Raw genomic sequence first — 18,787 nt, 5'->3', positions numbered from 1 at the left:
TTATTAGAATATAAATTATCAACAATTAAAATTTTAGAAAAGAAAAATCCTATGCTAAACAGCATAGGATTATCTGATTTAGTACATCATCTTACTTTTTAGATTTTGTTGCGCAATCAGAACAAATACCATGTAAAACCATCGTATGACTTGCCAATTTAAACCCTCTTTCTTTGGCAATTTCATACTGACGGGTCTCAATAGTAGAGTCAATAAACTCTTCTACTTTACCGCAAGCATTACATACTAGATGGTCATGATGATCGCCATCATCCAATTCAAAAATAGCCTTACCATTATCAAATTGACTACGGGTTAGAATACCTGCTTGTTCAAACTGGGTAAGAACACGATAAACTGTCGCTAAACCAATCTCTATGCGTTCATTTAATAATAAGCGATACACATCCTCTGCACTCAAATGGCGCTCTTTGGTATTACGGAAAATATCCAAAATTTTTAAACGAGGATAGGTTGCTTTTAAACCCATACTTTGCAATTCACTATGATCACTCATAAGCTGCCTTTCATAAAAATTTATTGATTACATGCTGTAGACAATTATTTTACCTAAAAAACTCTATAATTGTTCTTACCCATATATAATAACCTTTTTTCTAAGATTTTATCTGGAACTTATATAATTTATGAATAAGCTATATTCTGCACTCCGTTTACACAAAGGACTCCTTACCTCACTTGTTGCTGTGGCAGCCCTTACTGCTTGCTCATCAGGTAAATGGGGATTCCCCTATAAAGCCCCTTTACAACAAGGCAACTGGGTAACTGCTGAACAAGTTGCTCTTCTTCAACCAGGTATGTCTAGCGATCAAGTTCGCTATGCACTAGGTTCACCTACATTAATTGATATGTTCCACCCTAATCGTTGGGAATATGCTTATTATTTTAAACCAGGGTATGGTGATCCTGTACTTCGTAAATTTACCGTATGGTTTGATGAAAATGGTCTTTTAAGACACTGGGAAGGTGATCCACAGCCTAATTTCCAACCATCTGATTTTGCTACTCAGCAACAATGGAAGGGTGATAAGGTTGAGGAAATGGCATCAGATAAAACATCAGGCATGACCATTACACCATTACAAGAATAATAGGGTCTAAGGACATTGACTATTTTTATTAGTCCTAACGATGGCGTGGTATAACGTACCACTCCCTTTTCTCTTTATTTTTAAAATAAAGATATTTTAGGCATATATTTTTTATAAAGAAGGTATTGATTATGCGTATTGCTATCTCTGGTGCTAATGGACGTATGGGACGAATGTTGATTGAAGCTGTTTTGCAACACCCTGATTTAACACTCGCCGTGGCAATAGACCATGCTGGTAGCCCATCTTTAGGGCAAGATGCAGGGGCTTTCTTAGGTCAACAAACAGGGGTTATCATCAGTGCAGATATTGAACAACTACAATATGCCGATTGCCTTATTGATTTTACACGACCTGAGGGTACACTACACTACCTAGAGGCTTGCAAACGGTTTGGAACTAAGATAGTAATTGGTACAACAGGCTTTAGTACCGAAGAAAAACAAACTATTGAAAAAGCCGCCGAACAAACCGCTATTGTTTTCGCCCCTAATATGAGTGTCGGTGTTAATGCTACTTTAAAACTTCTTGCTTTAGCCGCTCAATTACTTAATACGGGCTATGATGTAGAAATTTTTGAAGCACATCACCGTCATAAAGTAGATGCCCCGTCAGGGACTGCTCTTATCATGGGAGAAGTCATTGCCAATGAATGGGGAAAAAATCTCAATGATATTGCTGATTGGGCAAGACACGGTCATACAGGCGCTCGCGAAGAAGGTCATATTGGTTTTTCTGTTGTACGTGGGGGAGATATTATTGGTGATCATACCGTAATGTTCTGCGGAACAGGCGAACGCATTGAAATCAGCCACAAATCTTCTAGTCGTTCTACCTATGCACAAGGTAGTTGCCGAGCTGCTTTATTCCTTAAAGATAAAGCCAATGGACTTTTTAGTATGAGTGATGTCATTTCTGCATAGATTACATATCTCTCAAATAACATTTTATCGCTCTATATGACCAAAGAAATAGCCTATCAAATTATCCATTGATTATCCATTGATGGGCTATTTTTTATAAAACTGTATAAACATTATTAATTTACCTACCAATAGAAACTATATAACATACTATAAACCCCATTTAAAGTTAAAGTATCACTACCTTTAAATGTACCTAGTTAAGTTAAATACACAAGTAAAACTACTTAAATTTTTATTACAAGAATAATCAAATAGTAATTAATTTTAACTAAATATTAAAAAGTTACAGTATAATCAATCTACTAAAATAGAATTCAGCTTCCATCTACTATAATCTCAAACCCTATTAAAAGGTTAATGTTATGAAATTTATGAAAGAAAAGAAAATATCAGAAACAGATATTCGTTCACATTTCATCATACCTGCTATTCGTAATGCCAGTTAGAATAAGCACTAGATTAGCGAAGAATTTTCTTTCAAAGTAGATAAAACCTTTTCTGATGGCAAATGGTTGCCAATCCCAAAACTAAAAGATCCACCGGTTTGCGGATATTAGCTGACTTTTGGCAGAAATAACCAGAATTTTGAAAATTAAGCTATGCATAAAATCAGACTAAATTACATCAACGAGATAAAAAATATTCTTTCTGATGCCCGTCAAAAGGCTTATCGAGCAGTCAACTCTTCAATGATCGAAGCTTATTGGAAAATTGGCGAACGCATCGTATTAGAAGAGCAAAATGGTAAAGAGCGAGCAGATTACGGCAAGGAAATATTACAAAATCTTTCAATTGAGTTAACTCAAGCATTTGGCAAAGGATTTAGTTATCGTTCTTTACGTGAGATTCGCCAATTTTATTTAATGTTTTCTGACGTTGAGAAGTGGCGAACACTGTTCGCCAAATTAACTTGGTCTCATTTTCAACGCTGTCTAAAAGTATCAAGTGAAGAAGCACGCCGATTTTATCTTATCGAATCAGCAGAAAATATGTGGTCTGTTCGCACTTTAGATCGCCATATTTCAACGCTTTACTACGATAGGCTGATCCATAGCAAAAATAAATCCCCCGTTATTACCGAAATGCGAGAAAAAACAACCTCATTACAAACACAAGATTTTATAAAAAATCCAACGGTGCTTGAGTTTTTAAACTTACCCACAAACCTCTCTTACGCAGAAGCGGAATTAGAGAAATCCCTCATTGATAATTTACAAAAATTTATGCTTGAACTCGGCAAAGGCTTTGCTTTTGTTGCTCGTCAAGAACATATCCGAACAGAAACTAGCGATTTCTTTATTGATCTGGTGTTTTATAACTATATTTTAAAATGCTTTGTAATTGTTGAACTCAAAACAGAAAAATTAACACATCAAGATATTGGGCAACTGGACATGTACGTTCGTATGTATGACGACTTGAAAAAGCTACCTAATGACAACCCAACGATTGGTTTATTACTCTGTACAGAAACGGATTCCGTCGTCGCAAAATATTCTGTGTTACGAGATAACCCACAACTTTTCACTAGTAAATATGTGCATTATTTACCAACAGAAGAAGAATTAATACAGGAAATTGAGCAACAAAAGCGGTATTTGGAAGAATTAAAATGAAAACACAGCTATTAAAAAGCACCATTTTACAATTAGCAGTCCAGCGCAAATTTATTCCGCAAAATCCAAATGATGTGCCAACAAGTATATTGCCTGAAAAAATCCAAATTGAAAAACTAAATTAATTATTGAAGGAAAAATAAAAAAATCCTAAAAAACTTCTACTATAGTTTCTATTCAAAGACAAGCTATTAATAGTATTAACAAATACTCTCATCGTATGTTAGACACCAGCCATCCTATCTCAATGCACCTTTTTATCTGGATTTAATTCATCAGGGATAGGTAAAATATCCACTCCCTCATCTAATAACTGTTCTCTTTCATCGTGTGTTACTTGTCCTCGGATAGAACGCTGTTCAGCTTCACCTTTGTGCATTTTTAAGGCTTCTTCTGCAAACTTACCCCCAACATCTTCAGCCTGTCCAATAACTTTCTTTAGTTCTTGCATAATAAAGGTTTTTATTTGCTCTGGGCTAACTGTTTTTTGAGTAGATACGGTAGCTGCACCACTTTTATTTACATAAGGGGCTGATAATGCCTTTTGTACCTGTGTTGTACCACAAAAAGGACAATCAATTAAACCGTTTTTAGCTTGTTGCTCTAAGGCTTCTACCGAAGGAAACCACCCTTCAAACGTATGCTGATGTTCACAGACCAAATTAAATACTTTTAATCCCATTATGCTTTATTGCCTTTTATCAAGTAGGGCTACCCTTTCCTGACAAAATCATGTCTTTATTCAATTATAACCATCCTGATTTTTTGAATTTCCAATAAAGGAAACCACAAATCCCTGCCATTACCCCCAGTGATAAGGGATAACCAAAGACCCATTTTAATTCAGGCATATGCTCAAAGTTCATACCATAAATACCTGCTATCGCTGTTGGAACGGCTAAAATCGCTGCCCACGCCGCGAGCTTTTTGGTAATATCGGTTTGTTGAGACTGACCAATCATTAAACTTGCTTCAAACGCAAAAGCCAATGCCTCATGCAAAGAATGAATTTGCTCATCAATACGAGCAATACGATCTGACACAATCGTAAAGTAAGACCGTGAATCTGGCTCAATAATCGTACTTTTCATTACCGCAATTTTACGACAAATTTCTACCATAGGAGTAATTGACGTACGGATGCGTAATAGATCCCTTCTTTGTTTATAAAGTTTACGAATATCCGTTTCTCTAAACCCCCTTAACATCATCTTTTGTTCAACTTGATTAACCTCTGTTTCTAAACGTGATGCTAAGGCGGAGAAACTATCCACAAATACATCTAGTATTTCAGCTACCACAAAGTCAGACCCCCTAGCAATCAGCTCTGGGCTTGATTCTAGCCGTTCTCGTAAGGAAGAATTTGTCATTGCACCGCCACGGCGAACAGTGAGTACAAATCCTACGCCAAAAATCATCTGCATTTCACCAAATACTAATTTTTTATTTTGCTTTGTAATCGTTACGGCAACAAGCTGAATATAATTACCATAATCAATCACTTTTGGCTTTTTGTGTGACATCAGAATTTCTTCTAAAGCTGCCCCTTCACCAATCGATAAGTCCTTACACACTTTGATAAGTTCTTCATCACTTGGATCTTTAAGCCCTACCCATAATAGACGCGCAGAATCCCTTTTATAGCCTGATAATCTATTTAAAGGTATAGATTCTCGCTTTTTACCATGAACATACTCTACAGAAGCAATTAAACCAGAACTCGGCATAACCCCTGATACAGCGGATGAAGACATTGATTGTTGGGTCATCCTTTCATCACGTGTATTTTCTTTATCTTCCTCTGTGATAAAAATAGAATCAAGATCACCGCCTAAGCGTTCACCCTCTTGATCAATAATACAGTCTAGCTCTTCTGAACCATGTTCTTCGGTAAATTGTTCAACTGCCTGCTGTAATTGTTCATGGGCTTGTTCTAACTCATATTCTGCCTCTTGTATTCGCTCTTGCGCTGCCTGCATTTCTTTTAATCGTTCTAATTTATCACGCTCTACATCATCATGTGTGCTATGCATAAATCTCTCCTTTCTCTACAGTACGCATCAGTCTGATGCTAGTCATACCTTTAATCGCTATAAACTGGTACAGCATGAGTGTATAACTCGCCACCCAAATTATACCAATACTTAGAAATACTCTGCAATTTATAAGGGGTAATTAAAAAGATGCTATGAGATGGTATTTCCTATTGACAAGCAATATGAATATATGCCTTAACCGTATAAAAATAGAAAATAAATAAGGTTGTATTTTCTTATGCGTTATAAATTATCAAAAATAATAAACAATTGATTTTTATGTACTTTTTGATGTCATAAAACTGTAATTCAATAACTTATCCCATGATTTTTTGGATAAGTTATTCTATGTATGGTGTGTAAAAATCACTCACCCTTTTAAGGATATCGTTAGCAAATTGATTTATAAGCTTTTTTATATATCATACACGCTTAATTCAAAAACTTATTCAATTATTTTGGGGATAAATCATTTTAAGTATAAAGATAACTATCGCTCAAATTTTTAACAGTAAATTTAGCTAATTGATTTATAAGTATTTTTATAAACCATACACCCCTAATCCAAATAGTTATCCCATTATTTTTGGGATAACATAATTTAGTAACGAGCAGAAACTTCTCAACTTATTTAATATATTGATTTAAAAGTATTTTAATCTGTCATAAAACTGTAATTCAAATACTTATCCCATGATTTTTTGGATAACTTTATCTTGTTTTATTGGAAATTATTCAGTGTGAGTGTAGAGTAAAATAAGCGGTCTATTGATATATTTTTAGGGGCTGTATTAGATTAGCAGTTGTGTTAGTCTATAAAAATGAAGATAAGTCATTGTAAATTAAAGAAATCTGTACAAAGAAAATTACTTGAGTTTTTTGTACTAGAAGTAACTGCTCGATCAGCAGCCGATATACTAGGTATTAATCCTAATTCAGCTGCACTCTTTTATCGTAAAATTAGAGAGGTCATTAATTATTATTTAACCTTAGAAGCGGATGAAATTTTTGAAGGTGCAATAGAACTTGATGAGAGTTATTTTGGTGGTAAACGAAAGGGGAAACGAGGGCGAGGGGCAGCAGGTAAAGTAGCGGTATTTGGGATATTGAAAAGGCAAGGTAAGGTTTTTACGCTTATCGTACAGGACACGAAAAGTAAGACCTTACTACCTGTTATTAAAAGGAAAATCAAACCAGATAGCTGGGTTTATACCGATACATACCCCAGTTATAATACCCTTGATGTGAATGGATTTCATCATCAACGGATTAATCATACTAAGCAGTTTGCTATAAGACAAAACCATATTAATGGTATAGAAAACTTCTGGAGTCAAGCAAAAAGAGTGCTTCGTAAGTATAATGGAATAGACCGAAAATACTTTGCTTTATTCCTGAAAGAATGTGAGTTTCGGTTTAACTTTGGAACACCAAAAGAGCAGTTAAAAATGCTGAGAAAATGGTGTAAAATTTAGGGCTAATCTAATACAGCCCCTATTTTTATGGTGGGTTATTTGAGGTAGAGACGTTTATAGAGAATAAGTAAAGATTAATGATGATGTTGTTTTCTAGTAAACTTAATGCTTATAATTCTCTAAACAATTAAAAAGGTCTTGTATAAATAAAAGGCTTTTGCTATAATCACTTTTTCAACGGAAACGTGGCCGAGAGGCTGAAGGCACTTCCCTGCTAAGGAAGCATACGGGCTTAAACCTGTATCGAGGGTTCGAATCCCTCCGTTTCCGCCAGAATATTTTAAATGATGAAGCCTCCAATAAGGAGGCTTTTTCTATTTCTGCTTTCTTTACCCTTAAAATACCTAGCTATATAATAACTATATTAATAATTAGGTATTCTCTTTTTATAAAAAAGCACTAATCACTTATGCAAATGGCTGTAATTCGGGATTAATCGGTGTTTCAGCAATATTATTCACATAATTACAGAGTGTTGCCAAACTCACCCCTAAAATCACATCAATCGCATTTTGTTGTGTATAGCCAGCATCAAAAAATTGTTGTAATTGGCTTGGATTTAATTTTGCTTTCTGTAAAATCACCGTTAATGTAAAACGTGCCAAAGTATCCAGTTTAGAATCGCTTTCAATCCTAGCCGTATTACGGATTTGATCCACTAATTCTTGTGGCATTTTAAGTAATTTAAGGGCAATTTTAGTATGTCCTGCTACACAAAAACCACAACCATTCACAACAGCAGCTATAATTTGTACCACTTCTCTTTCTTCTGCAGTCAGACTATTACGTCCATTGATTTCCCCTACTGTACGATAGGTTTCTAATGCTGTTGGAGCATTCGCCAATACACCGATAAGATTAGGGATAAAACCATTGGCAGACTGAACGGCTTGTAATACAGGCTTAGCTGCCTCTGGTGCAGATTCAATGGTATGAATAGGGAATGTTGACATCATAAACTCCTTTTATATACTGTATAAATAGCAGTCATCATACCGATTTATCAATAAAGATAAAAATAAATAAATTTTTATTTTATATAACTATTAGTTATATTGATAATTTTTATTCTTTTATAAACATAAAAACTAAAAAGAAAGCTAATTTATTAATTTATAAATTAGCTTCTTTTCTATTTACTTATTATCCTAAAAGACGATACTCTGCTTCAATAATTTCCCCTTCTTTTTGCCATTTTTCAAAAGCAAGTTTACGTTCTGCTTTGTCATCATTACTCTCTTGAATAACTTTAAATTGCTCTTGTAGTGCTATATATTGAGGAAATGAGCTAATAAACTTATCATCATTTTTAAGGTCTCCTAACAACATTTCACGTTGCTTCTCTAATACCTTTAATATTTCACTCACTAGATTCTTAAAATCTTGTTCTTGCTGTGCTTTTTTCACTGTATCCACCACTTCCATAAATAAGGAAGCAATTCCTAAAAAAGCATTTATCTTATTAGCTAAATTAATTGCCCCCCATGGTTTAAATTTCAAGTATTTGGCTAAATCAAAGCCAACCATTTTACCACTAGCCACAATACCATTTCTGGCGGCTATAATTTGTTTTCCAGTAAATTGCTGTTGGTTTAAAAAATTTAAACCTTTAGTCATTAACTCTAATCCTACAGAGTTTTCAAAACGCTCTATTTCATAATTAAACTTATGATTAATATTAACTAAAGAATTACTTATACCTTGGCATTGTCGCATAAATTCTGTTTCTATTACTGTATTTAATTCAATACCATCTTTACCAATTTTATCCTCATAAAAAGCATTAAAAGAATACATATCTAATTCGTTAACTCGTCGAATTAAATCTTTAAAATGTCCACTGACAAATTCTATTAGAGAAATACGGACTTGAGTCATACGTGTTTTCATTGATTCTAACTCAATATTTAACTGTTCAGTAACATCAACTAATTTATTAAGCTCTATATCAAAAGCTTCCTGTGTCGCCTTAACAAGTGGTAACTGTTTACCTAAAATATCTTGAATCATACTTTTTTGAGCTTCAAATATCATAGGTGTAATACCACCATTTTGTTGAATGGTTTCGTTTGTTGCTTCTTGCAAGGTACTAATTTTAGATAGTTTCCTAAACTCATCAGGATTCTCTAACCAATACGCTATATCTTCACCAAATGGATTGGCTGAAACACCAACAATCTTAATTTGTGTCTCTTCTTTATCACTCAGATGAATCATACTCTTTAAGCGATCTAGAACATTCTTTTTCTTAATATTAAGATGTTCTCGATAATCCCAATCACTTTCTATATTAGCAACCTCATCAAACTTACTTAATACAAATACAGTTCTAGGGAGTAAATTTAATTCTCTAAACAACCAGTATAAATCTTCCTTATGGCTTTCCTTAATAGGGTTAACCGAATTCATCACATATAAAACTAAATGTGCTTCACTAACATATTTTTTAGTTATTTCTTTATATTTTTCAATTGCTCCCTCACTATTCTGTTGTTCTTTAAAACCAAATAATCCTGGGGTATCTATAAGCTCAATATCGTGATCAACCGTATAAACTTTCACTTCATTTGAAGATTCTTGTTGACTAATATTCATGCTTTGATCCAGTCGCCCTAACCATGCTGCAGCAATAGAAGTTTTACCTTCTGAAAATCCTCCAATTAAAGCCACTTTTAATATCCCACCTTCAACAGAATGTACAGCCGTTTGAAGTTTTTCAAGTAAACCTTTATCTGGTATTAAACCAAACCCTTCTCCTTCTTTAATAAACAAGTTTAATTTTTCCAGCATTTTTTGTGCTTTTTCTTGTTTCTCTTTAAAAGTATCTAAAGTTTTTAAGGTCAAAGACATAATATTCTCCTTAATTATTTCATTAATAAATCAGTTTTGAATTTTGTTGATAATTTTTGCAAATCTTGCTCAGCAGACTGTATAACTTGTAAAGAAGATTTAATGTATCTAAGTGAGATACCTAAGTTATCCAAAATAACTTTTATCTGCTTTTCCATTTCTGCCTTAATTTGATACTGAGTTTCATCTACTTTATCTTTAAGCTGTTCTCTTACACGCTTAATATATTTATCTGCTAGTATTTTTTGTTGATTTTTTTTCACAGAAGAATCAAAGATAGCTCTAATATTTTTCAAAAGCCCCATTCCAGATGCTAATAATGCTGCTACACCACCAATAAAACCAAAAGTCCATCCGACAGGATTAGACAATACAGCAATAATAGCTAGTACACCACCGACACCACTTAAAGCAAAACCTAAAAGATTACTATTATCTCGAGGTAATTCAAAATTAAAACCACCTATCTCTAAAGATAAGTGATTCTGCATTTGAATAATATTATTTAAATATTCATTACTTCGTTTGACGGTCTTAGTAAGACTTTCTTGAAAATTCTGCGTACTCTGTACAATACCTTTATTTAATTGCTGAGAAACCTCTTCTACTCGTTTTTCTAGCTCACGCTCTAATAAAGCTTTAAGCGCATCTTTATCTAAATCTGCATTATTAATTTCAATACGCATAGACTCACTAAATTTTTGTTCAAACTGACGACAAAGTTTATGATTAATATTATTCAGATTAAATAAGAATTCATCAAATTGTGCACGAATAGTCTTTTGAGTATTAGAAACCTCACTCTCTACTTGCTTCTGTATTTCCTTAAAGTGTTGCTTTGTTTTGGATAGCTCTTCAATACCTCTTTCTAAAACATTATTTGCTTTAGTTGCATTGGATTTTTTAATTTTTTGACGATAATCTCCAATAATAGTAGAAGATAATTGCTCTACGAAGTTAGAAAAACCACTTAGCTTTAAGATTTCTTCTGCAGAGAATTTTTCAAGAAAGTGTATTTTCTCTTCCATTTTTCTACTACCTGGAACAATACATTCACTCTGACTTAAGTAAGCTGGTTTAGCACTCAATACAAGGCTATCACGATATTTATCCCCTAGTGCTGTCTTAAGTTGATTATCTAATGCTCGTAAACCTTCTTCTTCTCCCTTTCCAATTAAGGGATTTGTTAACTTACGAACATTAGTAATAGAGTGGTTATAAATTGTCCATACTTCTGTCTGATCGCCTAGATGTTCTTTAATTTTTTCTAATGTTCCCTTTTGACGAGCCTTTTCACCCTCACCTGTTTGTGTAGGACGGGGATCTCTTCTGACATAGAATACCGCATGAGCTTTTTTTACCGCTTCTTCTATTTGCTGACTAACTTCTGCCTCTGCCCCCTCAATCCCAGGAACATCAATTAACTTAAAATCTTTATCATTATATGAGAAATCAAAAGAGGTATTTTCTCTTGTAAAATCAGATCGTCCATCACCAATCAGTTGACCATCTGCATATTGCTCTAGCTTTTTAGCCCGAGCTGATAGTATTTTATGATTATGCTCAGCTTCTTGTTTTTTATTATGTAATGACTTTATCTGCTGCTCATAATTTACTACAGCCTTCTCTTTTTCTGCCTGAATATGACTTAAAGATTGTTCAGCAACAGCTAATGCTTTTATTTCTTTTGGAGGTGAAAACCATGACATAATACGTTGCCAAAGGTTTTGTTGTGCTTTTAGTTGACCCAATAATTCGCGTAAATGATGAATTTCCCTCTCCGCTGCTTTAATATCATCCACATATTCAAGGTCTATTTGCTGTAATGCTGCTTGGACTTGCGTAATCTCCTTTTCACTATCCATAATAATAGCCCTAACCTTATTAAAATCTTCTTGTGTTAGACCATTTTCTTCAGCATAGGCTTTAAATTTCTTTTGTGCTTCTACAATCGTTTTTTCACGAAAGAATAAACGTAAAGCCTCAATTAACGTTGATTTACCCGCATTAGTTTCACCATAAAAAGCAATAGTAAAACGCTTACTCTCACGTAACCTTTTTAATTCATCATATTCTGCCTGAATTTTATCATTGAGTTTACGTAAATTACCTATCGTACCTTTGATTTGTTCTTGAATTTCTTCATCATAGTTTTCTGATAATTTATTAATTACTAAATTAATCTTTTGTTGTAGATCGTCATAAATTGAATCTTCATTTTCCATAAGATAATACTCTCTATAAAATTTACTACGCTTATATCACCATTAGGTTTATCAAACCTAATACTACGATTTCTGTTTTACTCAGATTTTTTTAACAGCATTAATAAGTGCCATTCCTACTTTTACACTATTTCGTATAGCACCTATCACTTGTTCGCTTTTATGTTCTCCCTCAATACACCAATTCACAAAATGTTCACAATTATTAAAAACAACATGATAATTTTTCTCCCCTAAACGACTCTTAGCACGTTGTACAATCATATCGGGGGACATCGCTCCAGTATGATTCTGAATATAACTTTTATTCCCTTGTTCAAATTCTTCTAAGCTCACTTGGCAAACACTCCCCTTTTGTTGATGAACACCATCTGCTAAACCAGAGTAATGAATAACTTGTCCATTTCCTATGTAAATACCATGATGTGTATAAAGTCCCCGTGAACTAATAAGATGGCTACCTATCTCCATAAACCATTATCCCTTTAAGTCCTAATCTTCTTTTTACCGTTTTAGTGATACTAAAATTATTTATATTTCTCACTATTTATTTCAATCTTTAACTTAACTACTAATGTATAACGCATTTTCCTCTCCCTATTGATAGGTATATTGGCAGTATAAACATCACACTGACATGGTTGTGTCGCTCAAATTAACGACTTACGCATAAAAATGAATTTTTGTCGCTTTTTTGCGATAAATATTTTTATCAAAAAATAAGAATATTATTCTCAAGTAAGAATTATAAATAAAATTTATTCTTTTTTAGTAAATTATTCTTTTATAAGAATAAAAAGCCGTTCTTTAGAAATAAAATATAGGGGATATTGTCTGTTTTGGAACTGAATATGACGAAGGCAACAAAACAGGAAATCAGTAAAAAGATTGGTCAATCTATCGCTAAACATCGAAAAGCAATTGGAATGACACAATCTGAGTTAGCAGAGCGTTTAGATTTAAGTTTAGATGCAATGTCACGTCTTGAGCGAGGCAATATCAGCCTATCAGTAGCACGGTTATTAGAATTAGCAGAGATTTTTAGGTGTGATTCAGCAGAATTATTAGAGGAAGCAAGTCACCGCCCTCGTGATTTAGCCCTCCAGATAGAAGGCTTACTAAATCGTCTTGAAGATGTGGATAGAATAAAATTGATGGAGGTAATAGAGCAGCTAGTTTCTATGGTAGAACGCAAATAAGCCTTACACCTCGAGTAGTCATTATTTTCTGTGTAAGACTATATATTTGCTTATTTATAATCCAAAAAATGATTTAACCGAATCCATCACGCCCACTTCTTTCTGATTAAGCGGTGTATAGCATTTAGGGCATTGTGTACCATTATAAAAAGTATCCGTCCCTTCACTATGCTCAATGGGAATCACATCTGATGTAATGATTTGGGAAGACCATTTACACTTAGGACAGACTAATTTATACGGTTTAGGGGGTGGAAATGCCATAATCAATACTCCTTATCGTACTATATCTATTTTTATACTATCCACTAGAATAGCTAAATTATATTACCACAATATTATTCTATGGATAATTAATGCAAATTTGTAGTTTTTAAGCCTTTATATTTAAAGTAGAATACTTTAGATAATCACTTGATCGTATAAAAGGTACTATATTTCGCATTGACTATAAGTAGATTTACTTCTCAAAAAACGATAAATTACCTATTCCTGCTTACGAAACTCACTTGCCAATATCCCAAAATAACGTTTAAATGCCTTACTAAAGTGTGCCTCTGATTGATACCCCACCTCTAAAGCAATTTGCAGGATATTCTTTTGGGTTGTCTTTAAGAGTAATGCCGCTTGTTGTAAACGAATTTGGCTTAGAAATTTACCCGGTGGTATCCCTATTTTTTGGTGAAATACACGGATAAAATTAGCTCTTGACATTGTTGCTAATGCAGCCAGTTTTTGCATATTCCAATCTTCTTGTGGAGCATTTAGCATCTGCCATAATACAGGATACAATCTTTTATCTTGTAAGGATGCTAATAACCCCTGATTTAATAACCCTAGTTGTAAGGCATGACGTAAAATTTGGATAAACAAGACATTAGCCAAGGCATCAATAACCGATTTTGACCCTATTTGCACTTGCTGTGCCTCATTCAAAAATAACTGTAATAAGGGTTGTAAAGGTGAATCATTAAGCGATAAATGCAAGTAAGCAGGTAAAGCATCTATCAGCAATGAAGGTTTTTGATAGTAAAATGTACCACAAAACATTTTTAGATTTGGTGTCCCTTGCCCAATTTTATGTAACTCAAATATGCCCTTTTGTGAAAAATCAACTTGGCTTAGCGAGGGTATTTTGGACTGGCTTGCCATCGTATGAAAAAGATGTTGAGGTAAAAAGAAAATATCCCCTGCTTTTAAATGAAATGACTTATCTCCTAAGGTTAGCCAACACTCCCCTTGTTCAATTAAGTGAAATAGTCCTTTATGCTTATCTATTTGTGGCTGAATCTGCCAACTCCCTTGAAACTCACATTGAATATTAACCTCACCATGAATTTGTGCAAGAGTAATTAATTTATCCAAATAGTCAAACATGAGATTTTAACCCTATAAGTTGAGACGATTTGACAATTATAACAGCGAAATAAGCTTATATAATACACTTATCATCAATTATTTCTACTTCACTTGATTTAGGAGAAAATAATGTTTGCAGATTGGAAAAATGATGTTGCCCATGTTAAAAAATCTTTTGGTAATTTAGGTAAAAAATATCCTAAAATGCTACAGGCTTATGGTGCACTTGGTGCTGCTGCCGCCGAAGGTAATGTACTAGATGCTAAAACTCGCGAATTAATCGCACTTGCTGTTGCTGTTACTACTCGCTGTGAAAGTTGCATTGGTGTACATGCAGAAGAAGCGGTTAAAGCAGGTGCTACTGAAGCAGAAGTATCCGCTGCCTTAGCAACGGCTATTGCACTTAATGCTGGTGCTGCTTATACTTACTCATTACGCGCATTAGAAGCTTATAATGTACAAAAAGGTGAATAGTTTCATCTTTTAAATAGATTCCAATAACTTTGCCCTGTTGTTTATGACACAGGGCTTTTTTATTGGATAGCGTAGGAATTAGGATTATTCAACAAATAGTCCGAAATACTTCTTAAACTTAAAATAGCAATATAATATTTTCAATTATTGGTCAGTAGCTATATAGCCTTGTAATTCAACTTTACTCTTTTATTAGCAAAATTTTTTAGCAAGTAATACCCTATAAATATACTTTAATACATTTATTCTTTTAGCAATGATTTCTCTTTCAATTGTTCTAAAGCAGCTGTTTTAAGTAATGAATTCATCTGCTGAATAGCAAGACGATTTAGAATAGCTAAACGTTCTTCTTGAGAAATTTCCTGTTGTATAAGTAGGGCATTTTGACTTTCTAATCCTGCAAGGACAGTAAGCTGCTCTATAGTAGCATATTCTCGCATATTCCCCTTTAAATCTGGGTTTTCATCTTTCCATTGTTTTGCTGTTTGTCCAAAGAGTGCTTGATTAAGAATATCTGCTTCAGAAGCATAAATAAATTGATGTTGTTTTATATTTAATAATTTAGGGATAAGATGATCTTTAATAGCATCAGTATGTATGCGGTAGTTAGCTTTACTAAGAATACGTTTGACATCCCATTCTACCTTATTCTCCTGTTTTCGTCACTTTTTTCGGGTCACCCATTGAGTTTTGTTTAAAATCAATAGGTTAGGTTAAAATAGAGGGTGATTTAGGGTGACCCAAGATATATTCCATGTTTATTCGAGAGAAGAAAAATAAATCAGGAAGTGTTAGTATTCAAATACTTAGCAAAGAAAATGGACGTAATGTTTTACTTAAAACAATGGGTTCCGCCACAAAGCGTCCAGAAATAGAAGCCCTAAAATTACAAGCCCAACACTACATGGATGAACTCAAACACCAACCCTCCTTACTGATGACAGAGCAAGATGAACAGATTGTAAAAATGATTCAAACACTCAGTAATAGTGATGTCAGTATGGCTGGTCCAGAGCTTATTTTTGGACGTATCTATGATTGGATTGGTTTTAATCAAATCAAAAATGACCTATTTCGTCATCTTGTCTTAGCTCGCCTAACCTTTCCTTTAAGTAAACTGAAAACCGTCAGTTATCTTGAACGTTACCAAGGGGTTCAATTAGAAATTAGTGCTATCTATCGTTTTTTAGATCAATTAGAAGACAAATATAAAGAGCAGTTAGAGCAAATTTCTTTTATGCATACAAAACGTATGTTAGATAATCAAATTCATATTGTGTTCTATGATATGACAACATTACACTTTGAAACGGAAGATGAGGATGATTTACGTCGTACAGGGTTCTCTAAGGTAGGCAAACATACACATCCTCAGATTTATCTGGGGTTGTTGGTGGGTCAGCAGGGTTATCCTATTGCCTATGATATTTATGAGGGTAAAAGCTATGAGGGCAATACGTTAATTCCTTTTATTGAGCGAATACGTCAGAAATTTAATCTGCATAAGCCAGTAGTGGTTGCTGATAGTGGTTTACTATCCAAACACAATCTTATCCACTTAGAAACCCTTGGCTATCCATATATTATTGGTGCAAGAATTAAATCAGAGAATGAACAACTGAAACAGGCTATGCTTGCTTACTATCCCTATAATGATAATCAAATCATTGAATTAGATAAAGAGGGAAAGCGTTTAATAGTGCATTACAGCCATGAGAGAGCCTATCGTGATGCAGATAATCGCCGAAAGGGGCTTGAACGCTTAGAGAAACGTATCCGAACAGGACAATTGACAAAGGGACATCTTAATAAGAGAGGATACAATAAATACTTACGCTTGCAAGGAGAGCTCAGTATAGAGATTGATTATGAAAAATTTATACAAGATAAAAGATGGGATGGATTAAAAGGTTATATAACGAATACAACATTACCCCCTAAAGAATTACTCGCCCATTATGGACAGTTATGGCAAATAGAACGAGCCTTCCGTATTTCAAAAACAGATTTACGGATACATCCTATTTACCACCGTTTAGAACATCGAATTCGTGCTCATATTGCTTTAGTATTTGCTGCCTATAGTATCAGTAAAACATTGGAAACGGTTTTAAAAAAGGAACACTCTACACTCTCGTTAAAACGGGCAAGTGAAATCACACAAACTATGTATCAGGTTGATATTATGCTTCCTGATTTAAAACAAAAGCAAAAAATCCTTTTAGAAATGGATAAAGAACAACAAGAATTGTTGGCTATTTGTCAAAAATATTTTTAGGGTGACCCAATGACGAAGACAGGAATAAATTGATGTTGTTTTATATTTAATAATTTAGGGATAAGATGATCTTTAATAGCATCAGTATGTATGCGGTAGTTAGCTTTACTAAGAATACGTTTGACATCCCATTCTACCTTATTCTCTTTAGCTTCTTTTTGTTTTAAGCGTTGGAATTCTTTAATAAGATAAAGTTTAAACTCAGGGCTTATCCACATTGCAAATTCTAATGCAATATCTTTATGAGCATAAGTACCACCATAACGCCCAGCTTTTGCTTGTAAGCCAATGGCATTTGTTTGAGCAACAAACTCTTTAACACTAATTTTAAAACGATTTAATCCTGATTGATTTTTAATTATGGCGAATTCGCCATAATTAAAATTAGGATTATTAATTTCTTCCCAAATACCGATATATTCAAGTGTATTACGATTTCTTAACCAATCACTAATAAAGAATTCACCATCTTTTGCTTTAAGCATATCAGTAAGATTGATATAATCCTCACCATTTTTTTCTATTACCCGTATTTTTGCCTCTTGTACAACTATCACATCATTTACCATTTCTCACCCCAAAATTACCAACATAAAAGATACATTAAACAACTTATAATACAAGTAGTAATCTAGCTATCTATTTCTATTAAATAATTTATTCTACAAAAATATTGAGTCAGCGTTATTATATAATTACCAATTTACCTTATTTAGCTACTTTATTACATTTTCTATTGGGTTTCACTCGAATCCCTATACTCCTAAACGTATTAGAACTACTTAATTTAATTTTACAAATTAGAATTCATAAAAATAGTATAAAACTTAGGGAAAATCTAATCCAATACCTAAAAAGCACTTTCTTATATAGATAATATTTTGTCAAAAAATAACATTCTTCTGCTATACGTTTTAAAGATAGAAAAAACAATATACAGATTAACGTATATTGAATAGATAAAAGAAATTTTTTGCAACCTACTTAGATAGCTTTTATTAAAAATAAGTAAATAAAAAACAAAAAAAGCACTTAACAATTTTGCTAAGTGCTTAACTCTAAAGGAGATTTTTGGTGGCTCTTCCCCGATTCGAACGGGGGACCTGCGGATTATGATTCCGTCGCTCTAACCGACTGAGCTAAAGAGCCTTCAAGAGTAAAGATGTAATTCTATAGAGAATAGTTAATACTGTCAAGCAAATAATAGAGGTTGTGATAAAAATACAACTATTCAAAT

General features: G+C 33.5%; 19 protein-coding genes and 2 tRNA genes. 9 read left to right on the top strand and 12 right to left on the bottom strand.

Annotated features, from left to right (window positions below):
- Nucleotides 1-91 precede the first annotated feature (91 nt).
- Nucleotides 92-517, bottom strand: coding sequence for a ferric iron uptake transcriptional regulator (gene fur, locus F9B76_RS10140; protein WP_159991995.1), 426 nt, complete (start codon nucleotides 515-517; stop codon nucleotides 92-94).
- Between the two features lie 130 nt (nucleotides 518-647).
- On the opposite strand from fur, the gene F9B76_RS10135 reads away from it, so the two are divergent.
- From F9B76_RS10135 to F9B76_RS10450, 4 genes are all read left to right on the top strand, one after another.
- Nucleotides 648-1,112, top strand: a complete 465-nt coding sequence (locus F9B76_RS10135) for an outer membrane protein assembly factor BamE (RefSeq protein ID WP_159991994.1) — start codon at nucleotides 648-650, stop codon at nucleotides 1,110-1,112.
- Between the two features lie 131 nt (nucleotides 1,113-1,243).
- The gene (gene dapB / locus F9B76_RS10130; protein ID WP_159991993.1) at nucleotides 1,244-2,035 is read left to right on the top strand and encodes a 4-hydroxy-tetrahydrodipicolinate reductase; all 792 of its coding nucleotides are present in this window, start codon (nucleotides 1,244-1,246) and stop codon (nucleotides 2,033-2,035) included.
- 602 nt (nucleotides 2,036-2,637) lie between these two features.
- The gene (locus F9B76_RS10125; protein ID WP_159991992.1) at nucleotides 2,638-3,654 is read left to right on the top strand and encodes a PDDEXK nuclease domain-containing protein; all 1,017 of its coding nucleotides are present in this window, start codon (nucleotides 2,638-2,640) and stop codon (nucleotides 3,652-3,654) included.
- A complete protein-coding gene (locus F9B76_RS10450) occupies nucleotides 3,651-3,779 on the top strand; it encodes a restriction endonuclease subunit S (protein ID WP_159991991.1) in 129 nt (42 codons plus the stop codon). The genes F9B76_RS10125 and F9B76_RS10450 overlap by 4 nt, the downstream gene beginning before the upstream one ends.
- 119 nt (nucleotides 3,780-3,898) lie before the next feature.
- Here F9B76_RS10450 and F9B76_RS10115 read toward each other — a convergent pair whose 3' ends face one another.
- Nucleotides 3,899-4,336, bottom strand: a complete 438-nt coding sequence (locus F9B76_RS10115; protein ID WP_159991990.1) for a DUF1178 family protein — start codon at nucleotides 4,334-4,336, stop codon at nucleotides 3,899-3,901.
- Between the two features lie 64 nt (nucleotides 4,337-4,400).
- Nucleotides 4,401-5,687, bottom strand: a complete 1,287-nt coding sequence (locus F9B76_RS10110) for a magnesium and cobalt transport protein CorA (RefSeq protein ID WP_341477964.1) — start codon at nucleotides 5,685-5,687, stop codon at nucleotides 4,401-4,403.
- 824 nt (nucleotides 5,688-6,511) lie between these two features.
- On the opposite strand from F9B76_RS10110, the gene F9B76_RS10105 reads away from it, so the two are divergent.
- A complete protein-coding gene (locus F9B76_RS10105; protein ID WP_159990869.1) occupies nucleotides 6,512-7,165 on the top strand; it encodes an IS1595 family transposase in 654 nt (217 codons plus the stop codon).
- Between the two features lie 179 nt (nucleotides 7,166-7,344).
- A tRNA-Ser gene (locus F9B76_RS10100) sits at nucleotides 7,345-7,438 on the top strand.
- A gap of 134 nt (nucleotides 7,439-7,572) precedes the next feature.
- On the opposite strand, the gene F9B76_RS10095 is transcribed toward F9B76_RS10100, so the two are convergent.
- The 4 genes from F9B76_RS10095 to F9B76_RS10080 all read right to left on the bottom strand — a co-directional run bounded on the left by F9B76_RS10095 (nucleotide 7,573) and on the right by F9B76_RS10080 (nucleotide 12,711).
- On the bottom strand, nucleotides 7,573-8,121 hold the full coding sequence (locus F9B76_RS10095; protein WP_341477963.1) for a carboxymuconolactone decarboxylase family protein: 549 nt from the start codon (nucleotides 8,119-8,121) through the stop codon (nucleotides 7,573-7,575).
- A gap of 187 nt (nucleotides 8,122-8,308) precedes the next feature.
- Nucleotides 8,309-10,015, bottom strand: coding sequence for a LeoA/HP0731 family dynamin-like GTPase (locus F9B76_RS10090; protein WP_159991989.1), 1,707 nt, complete (start codon nucleotides 10,013-10,015; stop codon nucleotides 8,309-8,311).
- A 14-nt stretch (nucleotides 10,016-10,029) separates the two neighbouring features.
- Nucleotides 10,030-12,240 carry a hypothetical protein gene (locus F9B76_RS10085; protein WP_159991988.1) on the bottom strand — a complete coding sequence of 737 codons (2,211 nt, stop codon included), beginning with the start codon at nucleotides 12,238-12,240 and terminating at the stop codon, nucleotides 10,030-10,032.
- 81 nt (nucleotides 12,241-12,321) lie between these two features.
- Nucleotides 12,322-12,711 (bottom strand): lecithin retinol acyltransferase family protein, encoded by a 390-nt coding sequence (locus tag F9B76_RS10080; RefSeq protein WP_159991987.1) that lies wholly within the window; start codon nucleotides 12,709-12,711, stop codon nucleotides 12,322-12,324.
- Between the two features lie 380 nt (nucleotides 12,712-13,091).
- Between F9B76_RS10080 and F9B76_RS10075 the strand changes: the two genes are divergently transcribed.
- On the top strand, nucleotides 13,092-13,439 hold the full coding sequence (locus F9B76_RS10075; RefSeq protein WP_159991986.1) for a helix-turn-helix domain-containing protein: 348 nt from the start codon (nucleotides 13,092-13,094) through the stop codon (nucleotides 13,437-13,439).
- Nucleotides 13,440-13,493: 54 nt separating this feature from the next.
- Here F9B76_RS10075 and F9B76_RS10070 read toward each other — a convergent pair whose 3' ends face one another.
- Together F9B76_RS10070 and F9B76_RS10065 are read right to left on the bottom strand one after the other, a co-directional pair.
- Nucleotides 13,494-13,703 (bottom strand): hypothetical protein, encoded by a 210-nt coding sequence (locus F9B76_RS10070; RefSeq protein ID WP_159991985.1) that lies wholly within the window; start codon nucleotides 13,701-13,703, stop codon nucleotides 13,494-13,496.
- Between the two features lie 222 nt (nucleotides 13,704-13,925).
- Nucleotides 13,926-14,816, bottom strand: a complete 891-nt coding sequence (locus F9B76_RS10065) for a cupin domain-containing protein (protein ID WP_159991984.1) — start codon at nucleotides 14,814-14,816, stop codon at nucleotides 13,926-13,928.
- Between the two features lie 111 nt (nucleotides 14,817-14,927).
- Here F9B76_RS10065 and F9B76_RS10060 point away from each other — a divergent pair, with 111 nt between their 5' ends.
- Nucleotides 14,928-15,272: a carboxymuconolactone decarboxylase family protein gene (locus tag F9B76_RS10060; RefSeq protein WP_159991983.1), complete on the top strand. Its 345-nt coding sequence runs from the start codon at nucleotides 14,928-14,930 to the stop codon at nucleotides 15,270-15,272.
- A gap of 242 nt (nucleotides 15,273-15,514) precedes the next feature.
- Here the strand turns inward: F9B76_RS10060 and F9B76_RS10290 are convergent, their stop codons facing one another.
- Complete coding sequence (locus tag F9B76_RS10290; protein ID WP_201289311.1) at nucleotides 15,515-15,712, bottom strand: hypothetical protein; 198 nt, start codon at nucleotides 15,710-15,712, stop codon at nucleotides 15,515-15,517.
- A gap of 314 nt (nucleotides 15,713-16,026) precedes the next feature.
- Here F9B76_RS10290 and F9B76_RS10050 point away from each other — a divergent pair, with 314 nt between their 5' ends.
- A complete protein-coding gene (locus F9B76_RS10050; RefSeq protein ID WP_159991057.1) occupies nucleotides 16,027-17,550 on the top strand; it encodes an IS1634 family transposase in 1,524 nt (507 codons plus the stop codon).
- Here F9B76_RS10050 and F9B76_RS10045 read toward each other — a convergent pair.
- Nucleotides 17,547-18,119, bottom strand: a complete 573-nt coding sequence (locus F9B76_RS10045) for a KilA-N domain-containing protein (RefSeq protein WP_201289310.1) — start codon at nucleotides 18,117-18,119, stop codon at nucleotides 17,547-17,549. The two genes, F9B76_RS10050 and F9B76_RS10045, sit on opposite strands and share 4 nt — an antisense overlap.
- Nucleotides 18,120-18,622: 503 nt before the next feature.
- Nucleotides 18,623-18,699, bottom strand: a tRNA-Met gene (locus F9B76_RS10040).
- Nucleotides 18,700-18,787: the final 88 nt, after the last annotated feature.

This window comes from Pelistega ratti, assembly GCF_009833965.1.
GTDB classification, from domain to species: Bacteria; Pseudomonadota; Gammaproteobacteria; order Burkholderiales; family Burkholderiaceae_B; genus Taylorella; species Taylorella ratti.
This window is presented reverse-complemented; position numbering and strand designations above follow the sequence as displayed.